This is a genomic window from Amycolatopsis sp. NPDC114505, from assembly GCF_055633615.1.
In genome coordinates, this window is sequence record NZ_JBVKDV010000001.1 from 2,600,145 (window position 1) to 2,614,051 (window position 13,907).

At 69.4% G+C, this 13,907-nt stretch carries 18 protein-coding genes; 8 read left to right on the top strand and 10 right to left on the bottom strand.

What is annotated here, in order from left to right:
• Positions 1-16: 16 nt before the first annotated feature.
• On the bottom strand, positions 17-841 hold the full coding sequence (locus ACZ7OU_RS12970) for a PRC and DUF2382 domain-containing protein (RefSeq protein ID WP_470255168.1): 825 nt from the start codon (positions 839-841) through the stop codon (positions 17-19).
• Between the two features lie 298 nt (positions 842-1,139).
• Between ACZ7OU_RS12970 and ACZ7OU_RS12975 the strand changes: the two genes are divergently transcribed.
• Positions 1,140-1,613, top strand: a complete 474-nt coding sequence (locus tag ACZ7OU_RS12975; protein WP_470255169.1) for a carboxymuconolactone decarboxylase family protein — start codon at positions 1,140-1,142, stop codon at positions 1,611-1,613.
• A gap of 57 nt (positions 1,614-1,670) precedes the next feature.
• Here the strand turns inward: ACZ7OU_RS12975 and trhA are convergent, their stop codons facing one another.
• The gene (trhA, locus tag ACZ7OU_RS12980) at positions 1,671-2,312 is read right to left on the bottom strand and encodes a PAQR family membrane homeostasis protein TrhA (protein WP_470255921.1); all 642 of its coding nucleotides are present in this window, start codon (positions 2,310-2,312) and stop codon (positions 1,671-1,673) included.
• Between the two features lie 113 nt (positions 2,313-2,425).
• Between trhA and ACZ7OU_RS12985 the strand changes: the two genes are divergently transcribed.
• Positions 2,426-3,202, top strand: coding sequence for an isoprenyl transferase (locus ACZ7OU_RS12985; protein ID WP_470241730.1), 777 nt, complete (start codon positions 2,426-2,428; stop codon positions 3,200-3,202).
• A gap of 50 nt (positions 3,203-3,252) precedes the next feature.
• On the opposite strand, the gene ACZ7OU_RS12990 is transcribed toward ACZ7OU_RS12985, so the two are convergent.
• Together ACZ7OU_RS12990 and ACZ7OU_RS12995 are read right to left on the bottom strand one after the other, a co-directional pair.
• The gene (locus tag ACZ7OU_RS12990; RefSeq protein ID WP_470241729.1) at positions 3,253-3,501 is read right to left on the bottom strand and encodes a hypothetical protein; all 249 of its coding nucleotides are present in this window, start codon (positions 3,499-3,501) and stop codon (positions 3,253-3,255) included.
• A 202-nt stretch (positions 3,502-3,703) separates the two neighbouring features.
• Complete coding sequence (locus ACZ7OU_RS12995; protein ID WP_470255170.1) at positions 3,704-3,991, bottom strand: hypothetical protein; 288 nt, start codon at positions 3,989-3,991, stop codon at positions 3,704-3,706.
• Positions 3,992-4,225: 234 nt separating this feature from the next.
• Here ACZ7OU_RS12995 and ACZ7OU_RS13000 point away from each other — a divergent pair, with 234 nt between their 5' ends.
• Positions 4,226-5,518 (top strand): PhoH family protein, encoded by a 1,293-nt coding sequence (locus ACZ7OU_RS13000; RefSeq protein ID WP_470241727.1) that lies wholly within the window; start codon positions 4,226-4,228, stop codon positions 5,516-5,518.
• Positions 5,519-5,569: 51 nt separating this feature from the next.
• Here ACZ7OU_RS13000 and guaB1 read toward each other — a convergent pair whose 3' ends face one another.
• A complete protein-coding gene (guaB1, locus tag ACZ7OU_RS13005; protein ID WP_470255171.1) occupies positions 5,570-7,009 on the bottom strand; it encodes a GMP reductase in 1,440 nt (479 codons plus the stop codon).
• 55 nt (positions 7,010-7,064) lie between these two features.
• Here guaB1 and ACZ7OU_RS13010 point away from each other — a divergent pair, with 55 nt between their 5' ends.
• Together ACZ7OU_RS13010 and ACZ7OU_RS13015 are read left to right on the top strand one after the other, a co-directional pair.
• A complete protein-coding gene (locus ACZ7OU_RS13010; protein WP_470255172.1) occupies positions 7,065-7,532 on the top strand; it encodes a DUF309 domain-containing protein in 468 nt (155 codons plus the stop codon).
• Positions 7,457-8,041, top strand: a complete 585-nt coding sequence (locus ACZ7OU_RS13015) for a hypothetical protein (protein ID WP_470255173.1) — start codon at positions 7,457-7,459, stop codon at positions 8,039-8,041. The genes ACZ7OU_RS13010 and ACZ7OU_RS13015 overlap by 76 nt, the downstream gene beginning before the upstream one ends.
• 64 nt (positions 8,042-8,105) lie before the next feature.
• Here the strand turns inward: ACZ7OU_RS13015 and ACZ7OU_RS13020 are convergent, their stop codons facing one another.
• The 3 genes from ACZ7OU_RS13020 to ACZ7OU_RS13030 all read right to left on the bottom strand — a co-directional run bounded on the left by ACZ7OU_RS13020 (position 8,106) and on the right by ACZ7OU_RS13030 (position 10,106).
• The gene (locus ACZ7OU_RS13020) at positions 8,106-8,534 is read right to left on the bottom strand and encodes a hypothetical protein (protein WP_470241723.1); all 429 of its coding nucleotides are present in this window, start codon (positions 8,532-8,534) and stop codon (positions 8,106-8,108) included.
• Between the two features lie 319 nt (positions 8,535-8,853).
• Positions 8,854-9,477, bottom strand: a complete 624-nt coding sequence (locus ACZ7OU_RS13025; RefSeq protein ID WP_470255174.1) for an MBL fold metallo-hydrolase — start codon at positions 9,475-9,477, stop codon at positions 8,854-8,856.
• The gene (locus ACZ7OU_RS13030) at positions 9,474-10,106 is read right to left on the bottom strand and encodes a Pr6Pr family membrane protein (protein ID WP_470255175.1); all 633 of its coding nucleotides are present in this window, start codon (positions 10,104-10,106) and stop codon (positions 9,474-9,476) included. Before ACZ7OU_RS13030 ends, ACZ7OU_RS13025 begins: the two co-directional genes overlap by 4 nt.
• 78 nt (positions 10,107-10,184) lie before the next feature.
• On the opposite strand from ACZ7OU_RS13030, the gene ACZ7OU_RS13035 reads away from it, so the two are divergent.
• The 3 genes from ACZ7OU_RS13035 to ACZ7OU_RS13045 all read left to right on the top strand — a co-directional run bounded on the left by ACZ7OU_RS13035 (position 10,185) and on the right by ACZ7OU_RS13045 (position 11,961).
• On the top strand, positions 10,185-11,063 hold the full coding sequence (locus tag ACZ7OU_RS13035) for an NBR1-Ig-like domain-containing protein (RefSeq protein ID WP_470255176.1): 879 nt from the start codon (positions 10,185-10,187) through the stop codon (positions 11,061-11,063).
• A gap of 179 nt (positions 11,064-11,242) precedes the next feature.
• Complete coding sequence (locus ACZ7OU_RS13040; RefSeq protein WP_470241719.1) at positions 11,243-11,590, top strand: hypothetical protein; 348 nt, start codon at positions 11,243-11,245, stop codon at positions 11,588-11,590.
• On the top strand, positions 11,587-11,961 hold the full coding sequence (locus ACZ7OU_RS13045; protein WP_470255177.1) for a hypothetical protein: 375 nt from the start codon (positions 11,587-11,589) through the stop codon (positions 11,959-11,961). The genes ACZ7OU_RS13040 and ACZ7OU_RS13045 overlap by 4 nt, the downstream gene beginning before the upstream one ends.
• 42 nt (positions 11,962-12,003) lie before the next feature.
• Here ACZ7OU_RS13045 and ACZ7OU_RS13050 read toward each other — a convergent pair whose 3' ends face one another.
• On the bottom strand, positions 12,004-12,444 hold the full coding sequence (locus ACZ7OU_RS13050; protein ID WP_470241717.1) for a hypothetical protein: 441 nt from the start codon (positions 12,442-12,444) through the stop codon (positions 12,004-12,006).
• A 144-nt stretch (positions 12,445-12,588) separates the two neighbouring features.
• Entirely contained in the window at positions 12,589-13,881 is a 1,293-nt protein-coding gene (locus ACZ7OU_RS13055) for a S53 family peptidase (protein ID WP_470255178.1), read from the bottom strand.
• Positions 13,882-13,907: the final 26 nt, after the last annotated feature.

Genomic DNA, 13,907 nt, shown 5'->3' on the forward strand with positions numbered 1-13,907 from the left:
GCCACCCACCGGGGGCCTACTTGCGGTGCTTGCCTTCGTCGTCGGTGACCTCGAACTGCTCCTTGCGGACCTTGCCCGAGACGGTCTGCTCGTCGGTGACCGTCTCGGTCCGCAGGCGCACCCGCTCGACCGGCACTGCTTCCTTGCGCACCACAGGCTTCTCGGCGTGGAGGATGACGTCCTGCTCGGCCTCGCCGATCTCGGCGCCGGCCTGGCCGTCCTTGATCGGCTCGCGCTCGATGCGCACCTCTTCGTGCCGCACCGGGACGGTGACCTGCTGTTCTTCGGTGACGACGTACTTGCGCAGCCGCACGTGCCCGGTCTCGACCTGCTCGGTGCCGACGTTCAGCCGCTCCTCGGAGCGCGTCATGCCGGAGTCCTTTTCGGACTTCCCGCGCTGCCCGGCGTCCATTTCGGACTTCCCGCGCTGCCCGGCGTCCATTTCGGACTTGCCGCGGCCGGTGCCGCCCATGGCCGGGTCCCGGCCCTGCGTCCGGTCACCCATCCGCCCGTCCGGCGAGGTCCGCGGCATCGGCAGGCCGTAGTGCTGGTACAGCTGGGCGCTTTCCTCGGGGGAGAGGTGCCCGTCGGCGTCGATGCGGGGCGCGTCGGAGACGGCGCTCTTGTCGACCCGGACGTGCACGCCATCCTTGTCGGTGTGCGCACCCGAGAGCGGGACGAAGCTCTCCTTGGTGCCGAACAGGCCGGTCTTGACGGTGATCCACTCCGGCTGGTGCGTGGCGTCGGCGAGGTAGACGTTGCCGACCTTCCCGAGCTTGTTTCCGGCCGGGTCGACCACGGCACTGTCGATGAGCTCCTGGGGCTGCATGGTCTTGGCCATCGCGGTGCTGCTCCTTTCGCGCGTCGGTGTCTGTAGGAGCCACGGTGAGGCGCGCTGTTGATCACGGCAACCGTCGTGGTGCTCCCGTGGGTGACCCCGGAAAGTGCTGGTTTGAAGCGCCACGCAGTGGCGAGGCCCGGCGCGTTCCCGCAGGTCGCGTGGGGTGTCTTCGCCGTGCCCGGCAGCGTGGGGGATGGCGCGAAGGTGTGGATGTGACCGGCGCCACCGGGCGAGCTGTCACAACCCCGCGGCCCGCGTCGTCAAGGGGGGTGACAGCGGACGATGAAGGGAACGGGTCATGGAAGCGCGGTTCAACATGTTCGAGAACGAGGTCACGAGCAAGTTCTTCAAGCGCCTGATCGCGGCGTCGCGCCCGATCGAGGAGTCGTCGCTCCCCAAGGCGACGCAGGAGCTGGTGAAGATCCGCGCGAGCCAGATCAACGGCTGCGGAATGTGCCTGGACATGCACACGAAGGACGCGGCGGCGGCGGGCGAGACGGCGGTCCGCCTGGCGATGGTGGCAGCGTGGCGCGAGGCGGTGGTGTTCACCGAGCCGGAGCGCGCGGCCCTGGCATTGGCGGAGGAGGGAACCCGCCTGGCGGACACCCACACCGGAGTGACGGACGAGACGTGGGACCAGATCCGCAAGCACTACGACGACGAGCAGATCGGCGCGCTGGTCTGCCTGGTGGCGGAGATCAACACGTGGAACCGCCTGAACGTGATCGCCCGCAACCCGGCGGGCGAGTACCAGCCGGGCATGTTCGGCTGAGAAGTTTCACGGAGGTGTTTCGCTGGGGACTTCCAGGGGGAGGTCCCCAGCGGCGGCCTAGGCGTACATGGCCAGCCAGATCGCGATGTAGTGGGAAATCGCCGCGAGCACGGTGCACGCGTGGAAGTACTCGTGGTACCCGAAGGTATCCGGCCAGTGGTTGGGCCACTTGAACCCGTAGAACGCCGCCCCCAGCGTGTAGAACAGCCCACCCACGCAGAGCAGCACCACCGCCGCCACTCCGGCGTGCGTGAAAAGCTCGGGGAACACGAACACCGCGACGTAGCCGAGCGCGATGTAGATCGGCACTCCGAGCCACCGCGGTGCGTGCGGCCACAGCATCTTCAACGCCACGCCGAGAACCGCGCCGCCCCAGACGATCGTCAGGACCACGTAGCCGGTCGGCTTGGACATCGCCAGCAGGGTGAACGGGGTGTACGTGCCCGCGATGAACAAGAAGATCATCGAGTGGTCCGCGCGCTTCATCCACTTGTACGCTCGCGGGCTCCACAGGCGGCGGTGGTACAGCGCGCTCACGCCGAACAGCCCCAGGACCGTCAGGCCGTACACCGACGTCGCCAGTGCCGCGGTCGAAGACACTGTGGACGCCGCCAGGCTGATCAGTACCGCCGCTGCCGCGACGGCGCCGAAGAACGTCCAGAAGTGGATGTGCCCGCGCAGCCGGGGGCGGAGGTCCACTACGGGCTCGGGTGGTTCCGTCGTCAGGCTCACCCGACCAGGTTACGGGACCGTAGGTTCCCGGGCAGCGGTCAAGTCACGCGCCTCACACCGGGTGCGTAGGCTTCCTCGACGTGAGTGTGCGCTCCTTCTTGTCCGACGTCCTGTACAGCGCCTACGGCCGGCGCCTCATCCAGCAGGCCGCCGGCCGGCATCCGCGGCACATCGCCATCATGCTCGACGGCAACCGCCGCTGGGCCCGTGAAGCCGGCTTTTCGGACGTCGCGGACGGGCACCGGGCCGGGGCGAAGAAGATCGCCGACTTCCTGAGCTGGTGCCACGAGGCCGACGTCGAGGTCGTCACCATGTGGCTGCTCTCGACCGACAACCTCAACCGCGACCCGGACGAGCTCACGCCGCTGCTGAAGATCATCACCGACGTCACCGACGAGCTCGCCGCGCCCGGCAAGAGCTGGCAGCTGCGGATCGTCGGCGCCCTCGATCTGCTACCCACCGAGGTCGCGAAGCGACTCAGCGAAGCCGCCGCGCGCACCGAGGGGCGGACCGGGATGGAGGTCAACGTCGCGGTCGGTTACGGCGGGCGGCAGGAAATCGCCGATGCAGTCCGCAAGTTGCTGCTCCAGCACGCGGACGAGGGCACGACCATTCACGAGCTCGCGAAGATCCTGGACGTCGACCACATCTCCGAGCACCTCTACACCTCGGGGCAGCCGGATCCGGACCTCATCATCCGGACTTCCGGTGAACAACGCCTTTCCGGATTCCTGCTCTGGCAGTCCGCGCATTCGGAATTCTGGTTCACCGAAGCGTATTGGCCGGCATTCCGCCGCGTCGACTTCCTGCGCGCCATGCGCGACTACGCCTGGCGGCACCGGCGATTCGGATCGTAGAAACGCCGAAGGGCCCCGGAGCGAACTCCGGGGCCCTTCGCAAGCCACACTCAGTGGTGGTGGTGCTCCAGCGAGTGCAGGATCAGCGCCGGGGTGGTGGCGATGCCCGCGTAGGCACCGGCGACCAGGGAGGCCGCGCCGTAGCCCAGGGCGCCGCCGCCCTCGATGAACGTGGCGTAGGCGTCACCGAACGTCGGGTCCGGGGTGCCGCCGTGGTCGCCCGTGGCGGCGAACGCGGTGCTGCCGATCATCATGAGGCCCGCAGCGGTGGCGGCCACGAAACCAGCCTTCTTCAGCACTTCGCACACTCCTAGGTAGAACTGTTGGGATCCGGGGCACCGGAGGACCGGTGGTGTGTCCCGCAGTCAAAAAATTACTCGCTTATCGGGCTTCTCGTACGACCTGTACGCCCATTGTGTGAGCCTGGCGCAGGCGCTTTCACTCGGTACGGTTCTCTCTTCGTGGCGCAAAATGCGGCGTTGCTCCGAACGTGGTAAAAGCTCATCCCTTGATCTTGTGAATACGTCGGGTCAGCAATTTTCCCAAGATCATTCCGACGTGTGTGCATCGAACGGGGCCCAGGTCACCCACGGTGACCATCACCAGCTGTCGATGTCGGACGACCGACAGTGAGGTGACGATCTGGCGAATCACCGTGTTGGCTCCCTGCGCGATCTCGGATTCGTGGGTACCTTCCGAGGTGAGGGCACGCGTTCCGTGCGGGTCCTCGCGGGAGGCCCTGGTCGTGACGGTGATCGAGGGGGCGGCGCAGCCGCCCACGAGACGCACGAGGGGGCCGGCACCCGGCCCTCGTGGCCGCGCCACCTGACCCACCGGTCAGAGGGAGTGGTCCAGCCAGGGAGGTGCCCGGCCCAGCGAGTGCGGGCGTGAGGTGCACACGCCCTCGAGGGAGATGCCGTCGTGACTGCGCAGCGTTTGCCCCGTAAGGCCTCTGGCCGTTCTTCGACCGGTGCCGTTCCTGGCCCGGAGAAAGCCTCGACCTCGCCCGAATCCCAGCAGCACATGTACGTGCTCGACACGTCGGTCCTCCTTTCGGACCCGTGGGCGGTGACCCGCTTCGCCGAGCATGCAGTCGTGCTTCCGCTGGTCGTCATCAGTGAACTGGAGGCGAAGCGCCACCACCCGGAGCTCGGCTGGTTCGCCCGGGAGTCCCTGCGCATGCTCGACGACCTGCGCCGGCAGTACGGCAGGCTCGACGCGCCGCTCCCCATCGGGGACCACGGCGGCACGCTGCAGGTGGAGCTGAACCACTCGGACCCGACGGTGCTCCCGGTCGGGTTCCGCACCGACTCCAACGACCACCGGATCCTCGCCTGCGCGCTCAACCTGGCGGCGGAGTTCCCGGCGGTCACCCTGGTGACCAAGGACATCCCGCTGCGGGTCAAGGCGGGTGCGGTCGGGTTGGAAGCCGACGAGTACCGCGCGCAGGAGGTCACGCCGTCGGGCTGGACCGGCATGGCGGACGTCGACGTCGAGCAGGACGTGCTCGACACGTTGTTCGGCGGCGCCACAGTCGATCCGGTCGAGTACGGCATGGACGACGTCTCCGAGCTGCCCTGCCACACCGGGTTGCGGCTGCTCGCGGGCACGTCCAGCGCGCTGGGACGGGTCACGGCGGACAAGCGCATCCGGCTGGTGCGGGGCGATCGTGAGGCCTTCGGGCTGCACGGCCGCAGCGCCGAGCAGCGCGTCGCGCTCGACCTGCTGCTCGACTCGGACGTCGGCATCGTCTCCCTCGGCGGCCGCGCCGGCACCGGCAAGTCGGCGCTCGCGCTGTGCGCCGGGCTCGAAGCCGTGATGGAACGCCGTCAGCACCGCAAGGTCGTGGTGTTCCGGCCGGTCTACGCGGTCGGCGGCCAGGACCTCGGCTACCTGCCCGGGTCCGAGAGCGAGAAGATGCAGCCCTGGGCGCAGGCGGTGTTCGACACCCTCGGCGCGCTGGTCAGCCAGGAAGTGCTGGACGAGGTGTTCGACCGCGGCATGCTCGAGGTGCTGCCGCTGACCCACATCCGCGGCCGCTCGCTGCACGACGCTTTCGTGATCGTCGACGAAGCGCAGTCACTGGAACGGAATGTCCTGCTCACGGTGCTTTCGCGGCTCGGCACGGCGTCGCGGGTGGTGCTCACGCACGACGTCGCGCAGCGCGACAACCTGCGCGTCGGCCGGCACGACGGCGTCTCGGCGGTGATCGAGAAGCTGAAGGGCCACCCGCTGTTCGCGCACGTCACGCTGACGCGCTCGGAGCGCTCGCCGATCGCGGCTCTGGTCACCGAGATGCTGGAGGACCACGGCTAGGAGCTTGAAGTCCGTGAAGGCCACCTCGGTCCGAGGTGGCCTTCACGGCGTTTACCAGCCGGAAGGAAGCGGGCGGCCTTCGGCGAAGCCGGCCGCCGACTGGACGCCCAGCAGCGCGCGCTCGTGGAACTCTTCGAGAGTGCGCGCGCCCGCGTAGGTGCACGAAGAGCGGACGCCGGAGCCGATCGAGTCCAGCAGGTCCTCGACGCCGGGGCGGGCCGGGTCGAGCGACATCCGCGACGACGAGATGCCCTCCTCGAACAGCGCCTTGCGGGCGCGCTCGAAGACGTTGTCCGTGCGCGTTCGCGCGCCGACCGCGCGCTTCGACGCCATGCCGAACGACTCCTTGTACGGTCGGCCCTGCTCGTCGAACCGCAGGTCACCGGGGGATTCGTAGGTGCCGGCGAACCACGAGCCGACCATCGCGGCGGACGCGCCCGCGGCCAGCGCCAGCGCGACGTCGCGGGGGTGGCGGACGCCGCCGTCGGCCCAGACGTGCTTGCCCAGCTCGCGCGCCGCGGCCGCGCAGTCGGCGACCGCCGAGAACTGCGGGCGGCCCACGCCGGTCATCATCCGCGTGGTGCACATCGCGCCCGGCCCGACCCCGACCTTGACGACGTCGGCGCCGGCCTGGATCAGGTCGCGCGTGCCCTCGGCCGTGACGACGTTCCCGGCGACCACCGGGACCTGCGGCGACACCGACCGGACGGCCTTCAGCGCGGCGATCATCTTCTCCTGGTGCCCGTGCGCGGTGTCGACGACCAGCACGTCGACGCCCGAGCCGAGCACGGCTTCGGCCTTCGCCGCGACGTCGCCGTTGACGCCGACCGCGGCGGCGACGCGCAGCTTGCCCCCACCGTCGACCGCCGGGGTGTAGATGTCGGCGCGCAGCGCCCCGACGGCGGTGAGCACGCCCGCGAGCCGGCCCTCCGCGTCCAGGCCCAGTGCGAGCTGGGCGCCGTGGCTGTGGAGCCGCTCGAAGACCTCACGCGCCGGCGTGGTCAGCGGCACCGCGACGGCCGCCGGCTCCGCGACGTCGGCGAGACGCGCGAAGCGGTCGACACCCGCGCAGGCCGCTTCGTCGACGATGCCGACCGGGCGACCTTCGCCGTCGACGACCACGACGGCGCCGTGAGCGCGCTTGTGGACCAGGTTGAGGGCGTCGGCCACCGCGTCGCCGCCGGTCAGCACCAGCGGCGTGTCCCACACCGTGTGGCGGCTCTTCACCCAGCCGACGATCTCGGCGACGGCGTGGGTGTCGACGTCTTGCGGGAGCACCACCAGCCCGCCGCGGCGGGCGACGGTCTCGGCCATCCGGCGGCCGGCGACCGCGGTCATGTTGGCGACGACGATCGGGATGGTCGCGCCGGTGCCGTCCGCGGTGGAGAGGTCGACGTCGAAGCGGGACTCCACGTCCGAACGGTTCGGCAGCAGGAACACGTCGTCGTAGGTCAGGTCGTGGGCGGGCCGGTGGCCGTCGAGGAAACGCACGAGTCCCCAGGCTACGTGGCCCGGGCGCGAACGGCGAACGTGGGAGGATCGGAGCATGAGCCGCCGTGACCGGGACACCGAGGGACGGGCCCGCAACGCGCGGCCGCGCGACGGCCTCGGCCGGCCGCTGCCGTACGGCGCCAACGGCGTCGAGCGCCAGCCGGAAGGCATCGCGCGGACCCCGGCGCAAACGCTTGCGGAGGCCCAGCAGCTGCTCGACGACGGCAAGCCGTTCCACGCGCACGAGGTCTTCGAGGACGCGTGGAAGACGACCGACGGGCCGGATCGGGAACTGTGGCGCGGGATGGCCCAGCTCGCGGTCGGCCTGACGCACGCGGCCCGCGGCAACACGGCGGGGGCGGCATCGCTGCTGGAGCGCGGCGCGGCGAACATCGAGCCGTACCGGGGCGAGCCGCCGTACGGGATCGACGTCGCCGGGCTGCAGGAGTGGGCACTCACGCTGGCCGAAGAGGCGAAGAAGCGGGTGCGGGTGTCGCCGACGTCGCCGCGGTTGACGTGCTGACCGCGGCCGGGGCCGCGGGTATCGCCGCGGTGGCGTCGCTGATCGGCGTGACGCTCGGCGCGCTGCTCGAACCGCTGAAGCTCAACGCGGCGCGACGCGCGAAGCTGCGGCAGGACCGCGCCGACCGCTGCGCCGGACTGATCGAGGCCGCGACGCGGGCGCGCAAGCACATCATCGACATCAACGTGGTCCACCGCCGCCGGACGCTCGGCAAGGAACGTGAGACGGACGCGCAGCGGGAGGTCGAGTTCGAAGACGGCTACTACACGGCCCGCACCGAAATACGCGCGTTCTACGGGCTGCTCGTGATGAGCGGGCCGGACGAGCTCGTCGCGCAGGCGAACCTGCTCCGCAAGAAGGAGATGGAACTCCACCACACCCGGTGGGAACTCGACGCCGACGAGAAGTTCGACCGGGAGTTCCTGCCGGCGCCGGTCCGGCAAGCCAGTGCCGCGTTCGACCGGGCGATCGAGGAGTTCGCCCTCGTCGCCCGGAAGCACACGTCCTGATACCGCAACCAGCACGGACGGCCCGGGCCGGGATCCACCGGCCGGGCCGTCCGGACAGGGCTGCCTAGTGATCGTTGAGGTAATAGTGGTCGCTCGCGTGCTGGAAGTCCGGACCCAGGTAGACCGTGACGCCGATGCTCACGTGTTCCGGGAGGTCGTGCGTGCCGCCATCAGAAGCCCTGGCCGTGGCGCAAGATCCCAATCCACCGGAGGCGACGAGCGTGTAACGCTCGTAGTAGGCGCCCGAACCCTGTTGGACGGAGACACGCGCCCGGGCAGCAAGTCCGTCGGCGAACGAGTCGCAGACGGACACGACGTCGCCGTTCTCTTCGACGTAGACAGTGCCACCCTTGTTGCCGTCCGTGGTGGTCCACGTGTGGTCCCAGCTGCCGCCGGGCGGGTCCACGGTCGCCGACGCCGACGTCGCGGTCAGGAGTGTGCCGCCGGCGACGAAAGCGGTCGTCGCGACCAAGGCCGCGATTTTGTTGCGCATTGTATGACTCCCATTTCTCGCACTCGCACACGGAAATCCGGGCGAGTTGTAGACCAACCCCAGTTGCCGAGAGCGCCGGAATCGTCACCCCAGTCGGGTGAGACGCTCTCGCCAGGCCGAAAGTGCCAGCCGTGACTGGACGGCGTCAACCGGCCCCGGACGTTTTACCCGTGCCCGAAGGGTCCCTGGAAACGGAACCTCCGCGCGGCGTGCCGCTACCTGCGAAATCAGCGTCACCGGTGTCGGCTACGGCGTCGAATAGTGCGTTTTCTTCTTGAAATGCACTTCGCGGGAGTGGCGATGGCCCACCGCCGAGCCCCTAGGCCTCGTCCCAGCCGGTCGACGCGGTCTTCTCCGCGCCCAGCGTCGTGCCCTCGCCGTGGCCGGTGTGCACCTTCGTCGCCTCCGGGAGCGTGAACAGCTTCTCGCGGATGGACTTCACGATCGTCGGGTAGTCCGAATAGGACCGCCCCGTGGCACCAGGGCCGCCGTGGAAGAGCGTGTCGCCGGTGAACAGCACGCCCAGCTCTTCGGCGTACAGGCACACCGCGCCCGGCGCGTGTCCCGGCGTGTGGATCACCCGCAGCTCCGTGCCCGCGATCGTGATCGTCTGGCCGTCCGTCAGCTCGCCGTCCGGCGCGCGGTTCGGGTGCGTCTGGTCCCACAGGACCCGGTCGTCCGGGTGCAGCAGGATCGGCGCGCCCGTGGCCGCGGCCAGCTCGGGGGCCGCGTTGACGTGGTCGTTGTGCGCGTGGGTGCAGACGATCGCCGCCAGCTTCCGCTCGCCGATGACGTTCTCGATCGCCTTCGCGTCGTGGGCCGCGTCGATCACGATCACCGTCGTGTCGTCGCCCACGATCCAGACGTTGTTGTCGACGCCCCAGCTGCCGCCGTCGAGCTGGAAGGTGCCGGACGTCACGAGGTTCTGCACGATCGCCGTCATGCGCCCGACCCTAACGCGGTAGGCCGGGTGTTCGACAGGCGGCGGTCGAGGAGGAGCGCGCCGAGGGCGAGCGCGGTGAAGAAGAGACCGATGACGACGCAGTTGACCGCCACGCGGCCGTAGCCGAGCGCGCCGGCGTCGACGAACGGGTACGGGTAGAAGCCGGTGATCGCCCCGCGCGGCAGCGTGAACGCGAGCCAGGCCAGGGGGTAGAGCAGCGACCACCAGACCGTGCGCCAGGTCAGGGTGCCGCGCGGGCCGGCGACGAGCCAGCCGAGCACGAACAGGATCGGCGTGACCTTGTGCAGCACGGTGTCGGCGAACAACGGAAGCCCGTGCAGCTCGTACAGGCCGGCGAGGGCGACCTGGTAGACGATGCCGGTCACGATGATGCCGACCAGCGCGTCGAGCCAAAGGACGGCGAAGAGCTTGTTGCGGGCCGCACCCAGGGCGACGAGCGCCGAGGTGGCGGCGACCAGCAGGTTCGAGTCGATGGTGAAGAAGCAGAGCAGGTTCGCGAGCCGGCCGCCGGGATCCGTCGCGGTGGCGATCACCTGGGTGACGAGACCGGTGAGCGCGACCAGCGTGGTGACCGCGAACCAGGCGCGGGTGAGCTTTTCGCTGCGCATGTCCGGAGGATAGTTCCACTGTGGACCACCCGATCGAGTCGAGCCGGTCACCCGGTGCGCGTCCTATTGTCGGCGGAGATGGACGTCGAACGCACGCCGGGGCGGCGCGGGCGGACCGCGCTCGGCCCCGTGGCGGACACCGGACCGGCCGCGGAGTTCGCGCGCCGGTTGTGGGAGCTGAAGCGCACGGCGGGCGACCCGTCGTACGACCGGATGCGCGACGAGTTCGGTGCGCTGGCGTCGAAGTCCGCGTTGTCGGCGGCGGCCAGGGGTAGGCACCTGCCGAGCTGGGAAACGACGTGGGAGTTCGTGCGCGTCCTGGCGGTCGGGGTGCTGGGCCAGGAAGAGACGTCGGCGCGGCTGGAGTGGCGCGGGTACTGGGAGAAGGCACGGGAGCCGGAACCCGAGGCGCGGGAGGCCGGGCGGCGCCGCTGGGGGCGGGCGCTCGTGCAGGAAAGCGATGCTTCTCTCGCGACCGAACCTCCCTCCCCACGTCGCAAGTGGGCGGCTTACGGGCTCGCCGGAGCCGTCGCTGTCGTGCTCGTGGTCGCGGTCGGCCTCCTCTTCGGTGGTGCCTTCTCGGCGGAACCCGCCGCCACCGGCCCCGGCGATGTGTCCGAGTTCGTCGCCGACGTCACCGTTCCCGATGGCACCCCCGTCCCCGCCGGGAGCCGGTTCGTCAAAACCTGGGAGCTGCGGAACGCCGGATCGGTCGGATGGATCGGCCGGTACCTCGTCCGCTCGGGCTCCTTCGGCAGCCCGGACCCGTGCCGCACGCCCGAGCGCGTGCCGGTGCCCTACACCGCTCCCGGGGAGCACGTGCGGATCTCCGTCGAGGTTCAGGCGCCGCCGTCGGCCGGGCACTGTCAGGTCTACTGGAAGATGGCCGACTCCGAGGGCCACCTGCTGCTCCCCGATGCCCGCGCGGTCTTCTTCTCAGTGCGGATCACCCCCTGAATTTGGCTTTCCGTGGCCCTGGCCATTGCGCTGACCTGCGAAGACGATCTTCCTTTGGCTTTCGTCGCGAGGTAGCCGATGAAGGCCTTCCCCTGGGCAGCCGGCTGTCCCTAACGTCGTCGGTGTCCGGATCTCCTGGGCGAATCCATTTCATCTTTTCTTGCAGGGGAAGGAAATCCATGCGTCCGTATCTGAGGGTCGCGGCCGTCACGGGGGCCGCGCTCGTCGCGGGACTGCTGCCCGCCGGCCCGGCGTCGGCCTCGGCTCCGGCGACGGGGGTCGTCGCGAGTGATCCGATCATCACGTGCGAGTCCGGGTACCACGGCTGGATGCGCCGGGCCGGCAAGGACGCCATCTGCCTGTGGCCGGGCGAGCGCACCTGGGACATCCGCGTCTTCGAGTGCGCGGGCGACCTGACGCTCTACTTCAAGAACGGCAAGCACGCCTACTGCGGCGGCTCGATGAAGTTCGGCATCGACATCGCCGAAACGTCCACTGTGGTCAAGACGAAGGTGGGGAACCGATGATCCGCGAGCTGGTCGTCCCGGTGGTGGCCCTGACCGCGACGCTGCTGGTGGCGCCGTCGGCGTCCGCCGCGACGAAGGTGTGCGTCGGCGGCCAGCTGATGGGCGGGGCGACGAAGGTCGTCGAGGTCAGCGCCGGGCAGAAGATCGACATCACGGTGCACAACAGCGACTACCGCGGGATGCTCGTCCAGATCATCGAAGACGTCTTCGACCGGGGCCTGTGGAGCGGCGCGATCGCCCCGGGCAAGGAGCACACGGTCTCGCACGGCGTGCTCGGCGACCCGCCCGTCTACCACAAGATCCGGTTCGAGGTGACGTCCAACCTGTCCAACAACTACACGTACGCGATCAAGTCGGACCGCTGCTACTGAGTCCGGTGGCGCCCCGGTGTGGTGCACCGGGGCGCTCGGTCGTCAGGCCGCGGTGAGGGCGTCCCGGAGGGTGGTGAACGCCTCGTACTCGGCCTTCTGCTCGACGGGCAGCTGGTAGCTGGCGGCGAGGAGCTTCGGCACGGAGGGGATGATGCTGAGCTTGAAGCTCTGCCCGTCCGTCGTCTTGATGACGAACCGGCCCTGCAGGTCGCGCTTCTTGACCGAAGCGCGGTTCGCGTCCGTGATCGTCAGCGGGGTGCCCGCCGTGATCGTCCCGCTCTTTTCTTCGAGCGGGACGATCACGAGGTCGGTCGAGCCCGGCCGGAAACCGATCGCGAAATTGCTGACGGTGGTGGTGCGGAAAACGATGAAGTTCTTCTGCTTGATTTCCGCGCCGTACACCTTGGTGTAACCGGGCCCGTCGGCGACAGCCCCGTCGAAAGCCGCGTGGATCGCCGCTTTCATCTCTTCCTTGCTTGCCACTTGTGCTCCTCCATGACCGCTCGGGGACTGAGCGGGTCTTCAGGGAGCAGCATCGTAGCGGTGACCGGATCTTCGTCCTGTCGGTAAAATTCCTGACATTTCACGCGTCGAATAAACCGAACTTCGGCGATTCTGGTGAAATGCTCAGCGCAGCGCTTTCACCAGTGCGGGGACGAAGACCGACGCGTCGACCGTGCCCCAGCCGCTGGCGACGTCGAAGCCCTTCGCCGCGGTGAATCCGGTGACGCCGTCCTGGCTGTTGTCGCCTTCGGTGACGTCGACGATGCCCGCCTTCGTGCCGGCCGGGCCGAGCTTCGTGTACAGCGCCGGGTTGATCTGGCCGAGCCTGCCCTGCTTGGCCTGCACCGCGAGCGCGAGCACGCCGGCGAACAGCGGCGCCGACTGCGACGTGCCGTAGACGCCTTCCATGCTGATGTCCGGGAACGAGCGCATCTTGCTGCCGGTGATCTTCTTGACGCCGTCCTGCCAGTTCGGCCGCGCGTACGTCTTCGACAGCCCGGCGCCCTCGGAGAAACCGTTGTCGGCGACGTTCACGACGTCGTCGGCCTTGGTGCGGACACCGTTCGCGTCGAGGTGCAGCTGCGTGCCGCCGAGCGTCGTGACGCGCGGGTCGGACGCCGGCCAGCTCGCGACGCGGTACGGGTAGTTGCCCGGGCCGTAGAGGTAGCCGCCGGTCGGGCCGTCGTCGCCGGAGGAGGCGACCATCGTGACGCCGGCCTTGCTCGCGCGCTCCAGCGCCGGGTCGAGCGTCTTGATCGAGTCGAACGACGGGAAGTTCTCTTCCGTGGTCCCGAAGCTCATCGAGATGACGTCGGCCAGCTTGTGCTCGGTCATGTAGTCGACCGCGTGCATCATCTCGGGCAGGCCGGTGAAGCCCTGCGTCTCGGCGACCGGCGTCGCCGCGACGATGATCTTCGCGTTCGGCGCCATGGCGTGCATCATCGTGACGTCGAGGTCGGTCTCGCCGCCCCAGTCCTGGCAGGTGGCGGTGTCGACGCCGGGGTCGGTGCACGCGGGCACCGCGCCGGACGGCTCGATGACCTCGACGTTCGCCGGCGGCAGGCCGTGGTTCTTCGAGTACGTGTCGAGCACCTGCTTGACCTGGTCGTCGCCGAAGGACACCAGCGTCGCGACGGTGCTGCCCGCGCCGGTGATGCCGGCGTTCCACAGCTTCGTCGCGTTGTACGCGGTGCTTTCCTTCGGCAGCGACGCCATCGCCGCTTCCAGCTTGGCGACGCGCTTCTGCACGGTGTCGGCGCCGACGAAGGACTGCGCGGCCGCCGTGAAGTGGTGCTTCGACGGCTGGTGCCCGGCGTTCGGCGTGCTCGGCACGGGCGAGGCGCCGGCGGGCGCCGCGAACGCGGTCACGAGCAGGGTGGTGCTCGCGAGCAAGCCGGACACAGCGCGCAATCTCATGCTTTTCTCCCTGGCCGAAGGAAACT